The 12,925-nt window shown below is 64.9% G+C and carries 13 protein-coding genes and 2 tRNA genes; 7 read left to right on the top strand and 8 right to left on the bottom strand.

The window, feature by feature from the left end; translation table 11 throughout:
• Positions 1–79 precede the first annotated feature (79 nt).
• Entirely contained in the window at positions 80–622 is a 543-nt protein-coding gene (msrA, locus tag U1737_RS20180; RefSeq protein WP_248524913.1) for a peptide-methionine (S)-S-oxide reductase MsrA, read from the bottom strand.
• 59 nt (positions 623–681) lie between these two features.
• Between msrA and galE the strand changes: the two genes are divergently transcribed.
• Positions 682–1,680, top strand: a complete 999-nt coding sequence (galE, locus tag U1737_RS20175) for a UDP-glucose 4-epimerase GalE (protein WP_248524911.1) — start codon at positions 682–684, stop codon at positions 1,678–1,680.
• 136 nt (positions 1,681–1,816) lie between these two features.
• On the opposite strand, the gene U1737_RS20170 is transcribed toward galE, so the two are convergent.
• From U1737_RS20170 to folK, 3 genes are all read right to left on the bottom strand, one after another.
• Positions 1,817–2,494, bottom strand: coding sequence for a phosphatase PAP2 family protein (locus U1737_RS20170; protein WP_248524909.1), 678 nt, complete (start codon positions 2,492–2,494; stop codon positions 1,817–1,819).
• 35 nt (positions 2,495–2,529) lie between these two features.
• A tRNA-Lys gene (locus tag U1737_RS20165) sits at positions 2,530–2,605 on the bottom strand.
• 21 nt (positions 2,606–2,626) lie between these two features.
• Positions 2,627–3,136, bottom strand: a complete 510-nt coding sequence (folK, locus tag U1737_RS20160; RefSeq protein ID WP_332798035.1) for a 2-amino-4-hydroxy-6-hydroxymethyldihydropteridine diphosphokinase — start codon at positions 3,134–3,136, stop codon at positions 2,627–2,629.
• Positions 3,137–3,158: 22 nt separating this feature from the next.
• Here folK and U1737_RS20155 point away from each other — a divergent pair, with 22 nt between their 5' ends.
• Positions 3,159–3,893 carry a uracil-DNA glycosylase gene (locus U1737_RS20155; protein ID WP_332798034.1) on the top strand — a complete coding sequence of 245 codons (735 nt, stop codon included), beginning with the start codon at positions 3,159–3,161 and terminating at the stop codon, positions 3,891–3,893.
• A 91-nt stretch (positions 3,894–3,984) separates the two neighbouring features.
• On the opposite strand, the gene aguB is transcribed toward U1737_RS20155, so the two are convergent.
• Positions 3,985–4,833 (bottom strand): N-carbamoylputrescine amidase, encoded by an 849-nt coding sequence (gene aguB, locus U1737_RS20150; protein WP_248524904.1) that lies wholly within the window; start codon positions 4,831–4,833, stop codon positions 3,985–3,987.
• 188 nt (positions 4,834–5,021) lie between these two features.
• On the opposite strand from aguB, the gene ung reads away from it, so the two are divergent.
• Both ung and U1737_RS20140 read left to right on the top strand, forming a co-directional pair.
• Positions 5,022–5,720, top strand: a complete 699-nt coding sequence (gene ung, locus U1737_RS20145) for a uracil-DNA glycosylase (protein ID WP_332798033.1) — start codon at positions 5,022–5,024, stop codon at positions 5,718–5,720.
• The gene (locus U1737_RS20140) at positions 5,717–6,019 is read left to right on the top strand and encodes an alkylphosphonate utilization protein (RefSeq protein ID WP_332798032.1); all 303 of its coding nucleotides are present in this window, start codon (positions 5,717–5,719) and stop codon (positions 6,017–6,019) included. Before ung ends, U1737_RS20140 begins: the two co-directional genes overlap by 4 nt.
• A 178-nt stretch (positions 6,020–6,197) precedes the next feature.
• On the opposite strand, the gene U1737_RS20135 is transcribed toward U1737_RS20140, so the two are convergent.
• On the bottom strand, positions 6,198–6,983 hold the full coding sequence (locus U1737_RS20135; RefSeq protein ID WP_332798031.1) for a WecB/TagA/CpsF family glycosyltransferase: 786 nt from the start codon (positions 6,981–6,983) through the stop codon (positions 6,198–6,200).
• Positions 6,984–7,343: 360 nt separating this feature from the next.
• On the opposite strand from U1737_RS20135, the gene U1737_RS20130 reads away from it, so the two are divergent.
• Together U1737_RS20130 and U1737_RS20125 are read left to right on the top strand one after the other, a co-directional pair.
• Positions 7,344–9,125 (top strand): DUF1800 domain-containing protein, encoded by a 1,782-nt coding sequence (locus tag U1737_RS20130; protein WP_332798030.1) that lies wholly within the window; start codon positions 7,344–7,346, stop codon positions 9,123–9,125.
• Complete coding sequence (locus tag U1737_RS20125) at positions 9,125–10,504, top strand: DUF1501 domain-containing protein (RefSeq protein WP_332798029.1); 1,380 nt, start codon at positions 9,125–9,127, stop codon at positions 10,502–10,504. The genes U1737_RS20130 and U1737_RS20125 overlap by 1 nt, the downstream gene beginning before the upstream one ends.
• Positions 10,505–10,775: 271 nt before the next feature.
• Here the strand turns inward: U1737_RS20125 and U1737_RS20120 are convergent, their stop codons facing one another.
• Positions 10,776–11,849: a hypothetical protein gene (locus tag U1737_RS20120; RefSeq protein ID WP_248524898.1), complete on the bottom strand. Its 1,074-nt coding sequence runs from the start codon at positions 11,847–11,849 to the stop codon at positions 10,776–10,778.
• A 133-nt stretch (positions 11,850–11,982) separates the two neighbouring features.
• On the opposite strand from U1737_RS20120, the gene U1737_RS20115 reads away from it, so the two are divergent.
• Positions 11,983–12,420 carry a hypothetical protein gene (locus tag U1737_RS20115; RefSeq protein WP_332798028.1) on the top strand — a complete coding sequence of 146 codons (438 nt, stop codon included), beginning with the start codon at positions 11,983–11,985 and terminating at the stop codon, positions 12,418–12,420.
• A gap of 388 nt (positions 12,421–12,808) precedes the next feature.
• Here U1737_RS20115 and U1737_RS20110 read toward each other — a convergent pair.
• Positions 12,809–12,885: transfer RNA gene (locus U1737_RS20110), tRNA-Met, on the bottom strand.
• Positions 12,886–12,925 lie beyond the last annotated feature (40 nt).

Below are 12,925 nucleotides of genomic sequence, written 5' to 3'. Positions count from 1 at the left end.
GTCTCTCGATATGCCGGAACGGACATACCTAAGGCCGACATCTTTGCGCCTTCGCGCCTTCGCGTGAACCCATTCTGCCTTACGCGCTCACCGCCGCCTTCGACCGTGCGGCGAAGCTCTTGCGGAGCTTCTGCAACTTCGGCGGGATCACCGCCATGCAATACGGGTTCGAGCGGCCCGACGTCTCCCAGTAATCCTGGTGATAGCCCTCGGCCTCGTACCACGTGTCCATCGGCTCGATCGTCGTAACGATCGGCTTGGGCGAATCCGCCTGCGCGCGTGCCAGCGCTGCTTCCATCTCGGCCTTCTGCGCATCGTCCGCCGGGAACATCGCCGAGCGATATTGCGTGCCGACGTCGTTGCCCTGCCGGTTCAGAGTCGTCGCGTCATGCGTCGCGAAAAAGATGTCGAGCAAGTCGCCGAGCTTCAGTTGCTCCGGGTCGAAGCCGATCCGGATCGCCTCGGCATGGCCGGTGTCGCCACCGCACACCTGCTTGTAGGTCGGGTTGGGCACGTGCCCGCCGATATAGCCGCTCTCGGCGCTTTCGACGCCGATCACATCCTTGAACACAGCCTCGGTGCACCAGAAGCAGCCGCCGGCCAGCGTTACATAATCCGTCATCACGATCTCCTTTCCGCCAAGATAGGAAGCCGCTACCGCGCAACAAAGAGGAGACACGTATGATCGACGGTAAGGTTATGGTCACCGGCGGCGCCGGTTACATCGGCAGCCACGCGGTATTGGCGCTGCTCGACGCAGGCTACGACGTCGTGGTGCTCGACAATCTCGTCACCGGATTCGACTGGGCGGTCGACCGCCGCGCCGCGCTCGTCGAGGCGAACGTCGCCGACGATGCGAAGGTCCGCGCCGCGATCCGCGAGCATAACGTCCGCGCGATCATGCATTTCGCCGGCTCCGTCGTGGTCCCCGAATCGGTCAGCGATCCGCTCAAATATTACCGCAACAACACCGCGGCCAGCCGTGCGCTGATCGAGAGTGCGGTCGTCGAGGGCGTGCCGCACTTCATCTTCTCGTCGACTGCCGCGACCTATGGCACGCCCGAGAAAGTGCCGGTCGCGGAGGGCGATCCGACCGTGCCGATCAACCCGTACGGCATGTCGAAGCTGATGACCGAGGCGATGCTGCGCGACGTCGCCGCGGCGCATCCGATGAACTACGCCGCTCTGCGCTACTTCAACGTCGCCGGCGCCGATCCGCAGGGGCGCAGCGGCCAGTCGACGGTCGGCGCGACGCATCTGATCAAGATCGCGGTCGAGGCGGCGACCGGCAAGCGCGGCCATGTCGGCGTGTACGGGACCGACTTCGACACGCCCGACGGCACGGGCGTACGCGATTACATCCACGTCACCGACCTCGCCGCCGCGCATGTCGCCGCGCTGGAGGTGCTGATCGCCGAACCCGCAAAGAGCCACACGCTCAACGCGGGCTACGGCAAGGGCTTCTCGGTGCTCGACGTGCTCGATGCGGTCGACAAGATCACCAACCGGACGATCGAACGACGTCTCGAAGGGCGGCGCGCAGGCGATCCGGCGATGCTGATCTCCGACAACAGCGCTATCCTGGAACGGCTCGACTGGACGCCGCGCCACGCCGATCTCGACGGCATCGTCCGCGATGCGCTGGCATGGGAGCGCGCGCTCGCCGAAAAGGGCCGCTAGAACTATCTCCGATCCTCCCCCGCAAGGGGGAGGTGGCAGGCGTTAGCCTGACGGAGGGGGAGGGAGGCGACGCAGCCGTTTCGTGTCCTCCCCCTCCGTCGATTCGCGCCACCTCCCCCTTGCGGGGGAGGATCGGTCAGGACGACACTGTGTCGGCCGGCGACGCGCCGAAAGCATGGCGCTCGCCGCCGATCGCCTGGCGAGCCCGGGCGGTCGCGAGCCACCAGGCCAGCGCCCAGAGCGTGCCGAAGCTCCAGCCGGCCAGCACGTCGCTCGGCCAGTGCACGCCGAGATACACCCGGCTGCAGCCGATCGCGCCGACCAGCAAAATCGCGACGACGAGCATGTAGCGCCGCGTCGCGCGATCCCTCGTCACTTGAGAGGCGAGGCCGGCGAGCGTCAGATAGACGATCGCGCTGTTCGCCGAATGCCCGCTGGGGAAGCTCATGTGCGACACCGTGACGAGGTGCTCGACGATGTCGGGACGCGGGCGCGCGACGTGCAGTTTGACCAGCTCGACGATGATGTTGCCGCTGACGCTCGCCGCGACGATCGCAAATGCGGTCAGCCAGAGCCGTTGCACGATCAGCAAACCCGCGACGGCGACGACGACGATCGTCAGGACGATGCCGCCGCCGAGCGCGGTGACGTCGGCGGCGACCTTGGGCAGCCAGGACGGGCCACCCCAGGCACGCAGGCCGAGGATGATCGACCGATCGAATGCGAACGGCCAATGGTCGACCGCGAGACCGACGAGCAGGATGAGAACGATGCCGACCGCAGCGACCGACGCGCCGGCGAGAACCGCGGGCAAACGTCGTCGCGCGCCCTCAGGCGGCGTGCCATCGATGGTGGGTCCGCCGGGGCTCGAACCCGGGACCTCTCGATTAAAAGTCGCTTGCTCTACCAACTGAGCTACGGACCCCCGCCATCGTGGACCGCGCACCTAATCGCGTGGCCGCTTTCGGTCAACCGATTGCGCCAATTGCCGTATCGTTCTCCCGGTCAGCGGATCGCGCCATTTCGGGACAAGGCCTGCGAGGGGCCCGAGTACGAAGCCGCGGGTGCGGAAGGCGGCGTGCGGCACGATGAGTCCCGGCGAGGACCAGGCGCCGCCCGACCAGAGGACGATGTCGAGATCGATCACGCGGCTTCCCCAGCGGCGGCCGGGCCGACGACCGAACGCGCGTTCGATCCGTTTGAGGCGGACCAGCAGGGTCGCCGGGTCCTCCGCGGTTTCGATCAGCGCGACGGCATTGGCATAGCGGCGGTTCGAGGGCCCTAACGGCACGCTGGCGATGGTCGGCGATCGGGCGATGATATCGCCGAGCGCCTCCAAAGCGGCCGCGATCTCGCATTCGGGGCTCCCGTGGCGACCGCGTCGATTGGAGCCCAGTGCGACCGCGTAGACGGTTGCGACCTGCACGATCGGCGGGAGCGGGGTTGCAGGCGACATTTGGTCCGCCTAGCGCAATCCCATGGATTCCACACCTTACCCCGCCGAGCTTCCCGGAAACGTCGACGAGACCGGCGAGGTCGACGTCACGACGGTCTTCGCACCCGTCTCCGCGCTGCCCGAGACCGAGCCGCCGCATGACTGCCCGCTCTGCCCCCGCCTTGTCGGGTTACGCGAACAGTTGCGGACCGAGTTCCCGACATGGTGGAACGCGCCCGTCCCCGCGTTCGGCGATCCCGCCGCGTGGCTCGGCATCATCGGCCTCGCGCCCGGCAAGCACGGCGCGAACCGCACCGGCCGCGCGTTCACCGGCGATTATTCCGGACAGTTCCTGTTCGAGACGCTCGGCCGGTTCGGGCTGGCGACCGGCACCTATGGCGCGAAGGCGGAGGACGGCGTCGCGCTCGACGGTGCGATCATCCTCAACGCGGTGAAATGCCTGCCGCCAGAGAACAAGCCAACGCCGGAGGAAATCCGCACTTGCCGGCCATTCCTGGAGACGCAGGCGGATGCCGTGCCGACCGCCCGCGTGTTCGTCGCGCTCGGCCATATCGCGCATCAGTCGGCGGTGAAGATGCTCGGCGGGCGGTTGCCTAAGGCACGGTTCGCGCACGGCGCGGAGCACGTCATGCCCGACGGTCGCATCCTGATCGATAGCTTCCACTGCTCGCGCTACAACGTGAACACCGGCGTGCTGACCGCAGAAATGTTCGACGCGGTGTTCAAGCGGGCGCTGGAGTTGCGCGAGACGGTTTGAACTCTCCGCTCCGTCATCCTGACGAAAGTCAGGATGACGGGGGGCGTAGCGGCGTCAACCGGCGCCGTGCTCGTCGGCTTGGGTCTGAGCGTCAGATGTCCTGAACGAGGCGCCCGTACAGATCCGGGCGGCGATCGCGGAAGAAGCCGAAGGCGGCGCGGTGGCGCTTGACGATGTCGAGGTCGATCGTCGCGGTGATCACCCCTTCGTCCTCGCGGCCGAGTTCCGCCAGGATGTCGCCGCGCTCGTCGGCGATGAAGCTGGTGCCGTAGAAGGTCTGGCCGTGCTCGACGCCGACGCGGTTGGCGGCGACTATGGGGACGACGTTCGACACCGCGTGGCCGACCATCGCGCGGCGCCAGAGCCGGGCGGTGTCGAGGCTGGTGTCATGCGGCTCGCTGCCGATCGCGGTCGGGTAGAACAGGATTTCGGCGCCCATCAGCATCATCGCGCGGGCGGTCTCGGGGTACCATTGGTCCCAGCAGACGCCGACGCCGAGCTTGCCGGCGGGATGCGGCCAGACCTTGAAGCCGGTGTTGCCGGGGCGGAAGTAGAATTTCTCCTCGTAGCCGGGGCCGTCGGGGATGTGGCTTTTCCGATAGACGCCCTGGACGTTGCCGTCGGGGCCGATCATCGCGAGGCTGTTGTAATGGTGCGGGCCATCCGCCTCGAAGAAACTGGTCGGGATCGTGACCTTGAGCGCTTCGGCGAGCGCCTGCATCGCGAGCACCGCCTTGTGTTCGCCTACGGGCGCGGCGTTGGCGAACAGCCCCTCGTCCTCGACGCGGCAGAAATACTCGCCCTCGAACAGCTCGGGCGGCAGGATGACCTGCGCGCCCTTCGCTGCGGCCTCGTGGACAAGCCGCGAGACGTTCGCGATGTTGCGGTCGATGTTCGGGGTGAAGCCGAGTTGCAGCGCGGCGACGGTGATCTCTGTCATGGCGGCGCATATAAGGGGGCCGGGTAAGTTGTGCGAGCCTTTGGTGGATGGGCTGCGCGTTCCGTCATCCAGCGAAAGCTGGGATCCAGAGCCAGGCAGGTTGCGCTTGAGGCTCTGGATCCTGGGTCAAGCGCAGGATGACGGTTGTGCGATTGACACGCCCCTGCCCCGTCCGACATGCGCCGGGGATGATCGATCACAAGCTTCCCCCGAGCTGGCAGGCGTTGCGGGCCGAGTTCGAGGCGCCGTACATGCGCGCCCTCGACGCGTTTCTGGAGGCCGAGCGGGTCGCCGGCGCTCGCATCTTTCCCGAGGATACGGACCGGTTTCGCGCGCTGGAACTGACCTCGCTCGATCAGGTGCGGGTCGTGATCCTGGGGCAGGATCCGTATCACGGCGAGGGGCAGGCGCATGGCCTCAGCTTCTCTGTGCGCCGGGGAGTGCGCACCCCGCCGAGCCTGCTGAACATCTACAAGGAGCTGGAGGCCGATCTCGGCATTCCGCGCGCGTCTCACGGCATGCTCGATCATTGGGCCGCACAGGGCGTGCTGCTGCTCAACGCGGTGCTGAGCGTGCGGATGGGCGAGGCGGCGTCGCACAGCAAGCGCGGGTGGGAACGGTTTACCGATGCCGTGATCGCGGCGGTGAACGCGCAACCGAAACCGGTCGTGTTCCTGCTGTGGGGGGCGTATGCGCAGAAGACGGCGGCGTTCGTCGATGACGTCAGCAAGGGCGGGCGACATCTGGTGATCCAGTCGGCGCACCCGTCGCCGCTGGCGGCACGGACCGGGTTTTTCGGATCGCGGCCGTTCAGCCGGGCCAATGCCTTTCTCGAAACCCATGGGCGCGCCCCGATCGACTGGGCGCTGCCGGAGACCGACCGATGACCGACGGCGAATACGTGTATGACGAGGCCACCGGCGAGTGGATTGCAGGCGGTGAAGCGACGACCGAAGCGGCTGAGGACGGCGCGGTCGTGGTGCGGGATTCGGTCGGCAACGTGCTCGCGGACGGCGATCAGGTGACGTTGATCAAGGACCTGACCGTGAAGGGCGCAGGCCAGACCCTGAAGCGCGGCACGCTGATCAAGTCGATCCGGTTGACCGGCGACGCGCAGGAGATCGACTGCCGCTACGAGGGGATCAAGGGACTGGTGCTGCGCGCGGAATTCGTCCGCAAGCGCTAAGCTCAGGCTCTCGCATCTTCGCCTACCCCAGGTTTCGTGTCCGCGCGCTTGAACCTATGCCGGCGTCTGCCGGGGGAGGCGCACGCCAAAAACGGAGGGCGACGCTGCGAGCCGACCAGCGATCGGGTCGCCATCGATGGTCAGTCGATAGCGGCACCGCTCGGCAGTGGTCGTCCCGTCACGTACGATCCCGCTTGCCAGCGAGGCGATGGCGTATCGCGACGCCGGTCATTGCAAGTAGGAAACTGGGATTGCCCAACACGTAGCGTCGCACCAGCCGGCGCGGCTCCTGCGCCAGACGATACGCCCATTCCATGCCCGAACGCTGCGCCCATTCCGGCGCGCGAGTCACTACACCGGCCGTAAAATCAAGGAACGCGCCGATGCAGCACGTCACCGCTCCTATCGTCTCGGTCCATTCGGCCGCCCACAGCTCCTGCCGCGGTTGTCCCATGCCGACGAGAACGAGGTGCGCGTCACTGTTTCGGATACGCTGAGCGAGCGCGGGCGCTTCGCCGGCAGTGAAAAAGCCGTTGGCGGCGCCCACCACGATTACCTGCGGATAGCGTTCGGCAATGATCTGACCGGCGCGCTCAGCTATTCCCGGCGGACTGCCGAGCAGGAAGACGCGCGTCCGGTCAGGCACCGCAGCGAGCAGCCGCGGAGTCAGATCGGTGCCGTTCAGATTGGCCGGAAAGCGCCGTCCGTACACTGCGCGACTGGCGATCTGCAAACCGATGCCGTCGTTGAACACTGTCATTCGGCGCAACGCAGCCGCGAACACAGGGTCTCGTCGTGCAACGTTCACACTGTGCGCATTGCAGAAGGCGAACATCGTTGGACGCCCCCGCTCCAGCGCGGCCAGGATCTCGGCTACCGCATCGTCCGGCATGCCCCCGGTGACCATGACCGGCCCGATCGGGCGTTCGTCGATCCGTGGTGCATCCTTATCCGTCGACGTCATCGAAATTGCGCTCCTGTCGCTGCCGTCCAACCCGTGCGAGCGCCACCGCCCAAAGCCCGAGATCCCGCCAACCGGTCCCCGCCCAGGCTGGGCAAGCGACTTAAGCCAGCGGCGTCCGCGGGTATAGAGCGATCGCACCGCCAAGGCCCTCCAGAATCGAGGCCCATTTGGCTGGGTCGACACCAGCGTAGAAATCGACGGGTTCGACGGCATCGGCGGATTGCGGTGTTAGTACAGATTAAAGTCTTGATGCGCCGCAACAAAATCACTCTTGGCGCCAAAACATATGAGAGCCTTCAATTTAATTTTAAGCATGCCGGGTTAGCGAGGAGGGCGCCCCCGTCAGCGAGCACCTCGATCATGTCCAGCGTCCCACGCTTAGAAACCGGACCCAATGCCGAAATCGGAGCTGTTGCCGATACGGTCCCACAACCGGTCGCGCGCACGCTACCCTTCACGCCAGCCACTGCGGCCGCCGGTGCGCTATTCCTCAGCGCATGCGGCGGCGGCGCCAGCGGAGAGGGAACGCCGAGCGCCGCGCCGGTTGCGACGACGCCGACACCGACTCCCAGTGCCACGGCGCCTGCTACGACGCAGCCGTCTGCGCCGGTCGTCGTCGTCACACCGCCACCCACCGCGGTGCAGGCCAGCCGGTTCCTAGCGCAGGCCACGATGGGCGCGACCCAGGAACAGATCGAGCGCGTCGTGTCGCTCGGCTACAGCAAGTGGCTCGACGAACAATTCGCGATGCCACGCGCGATATCGCACTATGACTGGCTGGTCAGCCGAGGTTACGACGTCGAAGCCAATGCGTGGACCGAAGCCGGCTTCGACAACACCGTTTGGCGCCAGCTCATCTCCGAGCCCGACCAGTTGCGTCAACGGATGGGCGTCGCTTTGCTGGACATTCTCGTACTCGGCATCGGCCCGACCAATTGCAGTTTCAAGGCCTTCGCGGACGGCACCTATATCGACATCTTGCTCGACAATGCTTTTGGCAACTTTCGCGATATCCTGCAGAAGATCACCTACAACGCCGCGATGGGCAGCTTCCTGACGTTCCTCAACAGCAGGAAGGCAGCCCCCAACGGGGGCGGACAGCCGGATGAAAACTATGCCCGCGAGCTGATCCAGCTGTTCACCATCGGCTTGTACCAGCTGAACATGGACGGCTCGCTCAAGATGGCCAACGGCGCGCCGATCGAAACCTACACCAATGCCGACGTCAGCGGCCTTGCCCGCGTGTTCACGGGCTTCATGACGTCGACCGCCTATATCCTGTCGACGCCGCGCTTTTCGTCGCCGATGAAGATCCATCCGCCCTATCACGAGACGGGTCCGTCGTCGTTCCTGGGAACGACGGTGTCCGGCGACGGGGATGCTGCCGTCAAAACGGCGCTCGACACGATATTCGCGCATCCCAACGTTCCACCGTTCGTCTGCAAGCAACTCATCCAGCGACTGGTGTCGTCCAACCCTTCTCCCGGCTACGTCCTGCGCGTGGCGACCGTATTCGCCAACAACAGTGAGGGCGTGCGCGGCGACTTGAAGGCGGTGCTGCGCGCGATACTGACGGATAGCGAGGCGCGCTCGGATACCGCATTGACCAGCGTATCGGGCGGCCGCCTGCGGACCCCGGTCGAGCGGCTGACAGCTTGGGCGCGCGCGTTCGGCGTCACTTCGCCGAGCGGCAAGTGGGGCATCGGCGAGACCAGCGATGTCGCCACGAAGCTCGGCCAGGGCATCGGACGGAGCCCGACCGTGTTCAACTTCTTCCAGCCCGGCTACACGCCTGCCGGGTCGCAGATCGCGAAGGCCGGACTGGTCGCGCCCGAGTTTCAGCTGACCAACGAGCAGTCGGTGGTCGGCTATGTCAACTACATGTATCGGCTGGTCGCCGAGGGCGCCGACGATACGAAGGCGAATTACACCGCGATCCTCGCGCTGGCCGCCGATTCCACCGCGCTCGTCAACCAGGTCAATCTGCTGCTGGCGGCGGGCCAATTGTCCGCAACGACGCTGCAGACGATCCGCGGCGCTGTCGACAGCGTCAGCACGTCCGCCTCGGATGGCCCGATCAACCGAGTCGGGATCGCCATCGTGCTGACCCTTGCCTCCCCCGAATTCATGGTGATCCGATAATGTCCTGTTTTCAGCATGATCAGTCCCGCCGAGCCTTTCTTGGCCGGGCGGGTGCGCTGGGGCTTGCCGGCGTCGCGGCCCCATTCGCCAACAGCCTTGGCATCATCGGCGAGGCGGCGGCGGCGACCGCCACCGACTATAAGGCGCTGGTTTGCGTGTTTCTCCATGGCGGCATGGATTACGCCAACACGCTCGTTCCCTATGACGATGCGAGCTACGCCGCCTATCTCGCCGCGCGTCCCAACCTCGCGCTGCAACGCGAGGCGCTGGCGGCCACGGCACTCGCTCCCAAGGTCGGCGGCGGTCGGCAATATGCGCTTGCACCGACTATGGCACCGCTGAAGCCGGTGTTCGATCAGGGCAAGATGGCCGTGATGCTCAACCTGGGTACGCTGGTCATGCCGACCACCAAGCAGCAATATCTGCAAAATACGGCCAAGCTTCCCCCAAAGCTGTTCAGCCACAACGACCAGCAGACCTATTTCCAGACATCCATGCCGTCCGCGACGTCGGGTTGGGGCGGTCGGATGGGCGACGTCATCCAGGCAGGGAATGGGGCGGCGACGCTGACATGCATAAATGCCAGCAACAACGCGATCTTCCTGACCGGCGCCAACGCCATCCAATATGCGATCGGGACGGGTGGGCCGGTACCTCTGCTCAACAATTCGACGACGCTATACGGATCGAGCGCCGCGAATCAGGCCCTGCGCCAGGTCATGACGGCAGGATCGGGCAATCTGGCGGTCAGCGAACATGCGACGATCTCGCGCCGTTCGCTCGACGCCTATGCGCAGGTCACAAGTGCCTTGCAGGGTGCGCCGGCAGGCAATTTCTCGCTGTTTCCGTCGAACAACAATCTCGCCAACCAACTGAAGATGGTGGCACGGATGATTTCGGTCTCGTCGCAACTCGGGCTGAAACGACAGGTGTTCTTCGTCTCGGCCGGCGGCTTCGATCTGCACGACAATCTGGCCACGACGCATCCGACGTTGATCGGCAACGTCGCCAGCGCGATGCGGGCTTTTTACGATACCACGGTCGCGCTGGGCGTTGCCGACAAGGTCACGTCGTTTACCGCATCCGATTTCGGCCGCACGCTGACCTCGAACGACGATGGCGCCGATCATGGCTGGGGCTCGATGCACTTCACGATGGGCGGCGCGGTCAAGGGCGGGCGCTATTATGGCTCGCCGCCGGAGATCGGCGACGGCACATCGAACGATGTCGGTCAGGGGCGTTTGCTGCCGACCATGTCCGTCGACCAATATGCCGCAACCATGGCGACCTGGTTCGGCGTACCGGCGGGAGACCTCGGAACGGTCCTGCCGAATATCAGCAATTACGATGCCTCGACCCGCAACGTCGGTTTTCTATGATCGGGTATGGTTAAAGAATTGTAAAAAAGCTCTTGTCAGCGAGCTCGAGATGGTGAACTTATGCTCACACTGTCCACGTTTGGGACAGTGTGGAAACGAGACCGGTACACCGGCTTATCTGGGAGTGGGTATGAATCATCAGCAATTCGCGGTCCGAGAGGCTCCATCCGCTCGCGGCACCATGTCCCTGCTCGCGGCGATGCTCGTCGGTGTGACGTTATGGACCGGGGCGCTCACCTATCTGCTGTGAAGCGCCCTTATCCGACCGCCGCTAGCGCGTGGTGTCTAGCGGCGGCGGTGTCGCCGCGACGCGTTGTCCGGGCCCGCCGGGCGTCGCGACACTGTTGTTGAGCACGCGTGCCAGCTTGTCTCTGATCTTGCGGACGTCGGTAAACAGGTTGCTGGTCGCCTGCTTGTCACACCCGGGTTCCGTCACTGCCAGGGTTTCGGACCCGATCGATGCGTCGACCACATACCCGCCGAAGCGGCGATAGGCGTTTGCCAAGGCAAGGCCCTCACGCGTCAGCCCCAGCTTCGAAAGGTCAACGTCGGGCCTGATCCCGATCAGGGCGCCCATGGGCACCAGACCCTGATAATTGTTCTTGCCGCCGCCGTCGCTCATGCTGGCAGGCCAGACCTTCTGCCCCGCCATCGTCGGCGATTTGCGCAACATCGTCGTGCTGAACACCATCGCAACGGCGTGCGGGATCTCGCCACGCCTGAGTTCCTCGCACCGCACCAGCCCGCCGAGCAGCGAACCGCCGAACCCGCGAATACCCTCGGACCGCGATTCGCCGCTGGCAATGCCAGATCCCTTCAGGTCCACACGGACGAGGTAGGTCGCGTGGATCGTACGATTCGCGGCATCCCATTTGCCGATCCAGGTCTCGTAGGCGACCTGCCCGGTGGGATCGATCAGCACGGCATGGCCGTCGCTGCCGCCCAGAAACTTCAGCGAGGACGGCGTCCGCAGTTCGATCGACCCGTTGTACATCACCCCGCCCGCCGGCCAGGGCGCGGTGGCCGATCGCCGGTCGAACGTCCAGCGTACAAGCGGGTCGGTATTCTTCGCACGATAGACACCGACGCCGCCGACTGCGATCCAGGCATAGGAGCCGCTGTGCCCGCCGACATCGTCGCTGTGGATCATCGCCGTCTCGGCCGCGGTATCGGACTGGAAGACAGCGCCGCGCCCAAGCGGTGTATTCCATATGCTGGTATCGGCGAACGGCTGGTCGGCGGCCAATCGCTTGGTCGACGTCTGAGCCGGGCTCGACGTCGTGAGCAGGCTTGCCCCGGCCAGTGCAACAACGGAACCGAGTTGCAGAACGACTGTCTTTGTCACGACGATTACCTTTTGTTTTCAGCGCTGCTCTACCGATTTTTGCAGACACTCGTAACCGCCGTACGCGCTGCATTCCCTTCCATTCGCCGATGCAATAGCATCGTCCGATCGATTTTGAGGCGAAACACCAACTATGACGACGTCGCGCGATTTACGCATCATTGCCCAGGCCGCCTCCGCTACATCGGGCGAGAATCCCTATACCAAGCTGTTGTACGAGGGCATGGCGACACGTCCGGTGCGGATCATTCCCTATACCCGTCACGCGGTCGCTACGCAGTCGCCCGACGTCATCCATATCCACTGGCCGGAGTTTCTGGTGCGATGGGACGCCGGACATGCCACCATGATCGCCGACGTCCTCAAGGAATATCTGCTGCTCAAGACGGCCAAGGCACGCGGCGCGCGCATCGTCTGGACGGCACATGATCTCGGCGCGCATGACCGCCCGAATGCCAGCCTCCGACAAACCCGGCGCGGTTCATTGTTTCGCTTTGCCGGTCGTTCCCGGTTATGCTGTCTTAGTCGTCCGACATTGTGGCTGGATAGGTCGCTTCGTAACGGGTGTTGATCAGCACTTCGTTGAACGACCAGTGCCATCCTGGCGCAACGGCATAATCGGCACCGGACACGATCTGCTGCGCGCGCGTCAGCGACACCCCGATGCCTATCTGCACCACATGAACAAACGGGCGTCTGTAGCGATCGCTTCCCGTAAGAGGACAGGCGGCTCTCCATCACTCTCCGCCAACGGCGGGCGAAGTGCAGTCGTCGCAAACCGGCCGTCCATCGTTTTGCCGCCGACGTCGGGCTGCAAATGTGCCGTCCAGACGTCGAGCCTCGCGCAGTTTCGCAGAATCACGCGCCAGCTTGCTTCCGCAGTGCTTACGGCGCTGTCGCAAGCCGTAGAGCCCATACGACAAAAACCCCGCTAAGTCTTTCGACTTGCGGGTTTTTGTTGGTTGCGGGGACAGGATTTGAACCTGTGACCTTCAGGTTATGAGCCTGACGAGCTACCGGGCTGCTCCACCCCGCGACGGTCTGCGGTTGCAGACGTTGGGTATAGACGACGTTGT

The sequence above is a fragment of the Sphingomonas fucosidasi genome, from assembly GCF_036663855.1.
Taxonomy (GTDB): domain Bacteria; phylum Pseudomonadota; class Alphaproteobacteria; order Sphingomonadales; family Sphingomonadaceae; genus Sphingomonas; species Sphingomonas faeni_B.
This window is presented reverse-complemented; position numbering and strand designations above follow the sequence as displayed.

What these genes read in the sequence shown, in the direction of transcription:
- U1737_RS20130 (WP_332798030.1), top strand. Translation starts at nt 7,344, where the DNA reads ATGTCCAGCGTCCCACGCTTAGAAACCGGACCCAATGCCGAAATCGGA.
- ung (WP_332798033.1), top strand. Translation starts at nt 5,022, where the DNA reads ATGATCGATCACAAGCTTCCCCCGAGCTGGCAGGCGTTGCGGGCCGAG.
- U1737_RS20155 (WP_332798034.1), top strand. Translation starts at nt 3,159, where the DNA reads ATGGATTCCACACCTTACCCCGCCGAGCTTCCCGGAAACGTCGACGAG.
- U1737_RS20140 (WP_332798032.1), top strand. Translation starts at nt 5,717, where the DNA reads ATGACCGACGGCGAATACGTGTATGACGAGGCCACCGGCGAGTGGATT.
- U1737_RS20135 (WP_332798031.1), bottom strand. Translation starts at nt 6,983, where the DNA reads ATGACGTCGACGGATAAGGATGCACCACGGATCGACGAACGCCCGATC.
- galE (WP_248524911.1), top strand. Translation starts at nt 682, where the DNA reads ATGATCGACGGTAAGGTTATGGTCACCGGCGGCGCCGGTTACATCGGC.
- U1737_RS20115 (WP_332798028.1), top strand. Translation starts at nt 11,983, where the DNA reads ATGACGACGTCGCGCGATTTACGCATCATTGCCCAGGCCGCCTCCGCT.
- aguB (WP_248524904.1), bottom strand. Translation starts at nt 4,833, where the DNA reads ATGACAGAGATCACCGTCGCCGCGCTGCAACTCGGCTTCACCCCGAAC.
- msrA (WP_248524913.1), bottom strand. Translation starts at nt 622, where the DNA reads ATGACGGATTATGTAACGCTGGCCGGCGGCTGCTTCTGGTGCACCGAG.
- folK (WP_332798035.1), bottom strand. Translation starts at nt 3,136, where the DNA reads ATGTCGCCTGCAACCCCGCTCCCGCCGATCGTGCAGGTCGCAACCGTC.
- U1737_RS20125 (WP_332798029.1), top strand. Translation starts at nt 9,125, where the DNA reads ATGTCCTGTTTTCAGCATGATCAGTCCCGCCGAGCCTTTCTTGGCCGG.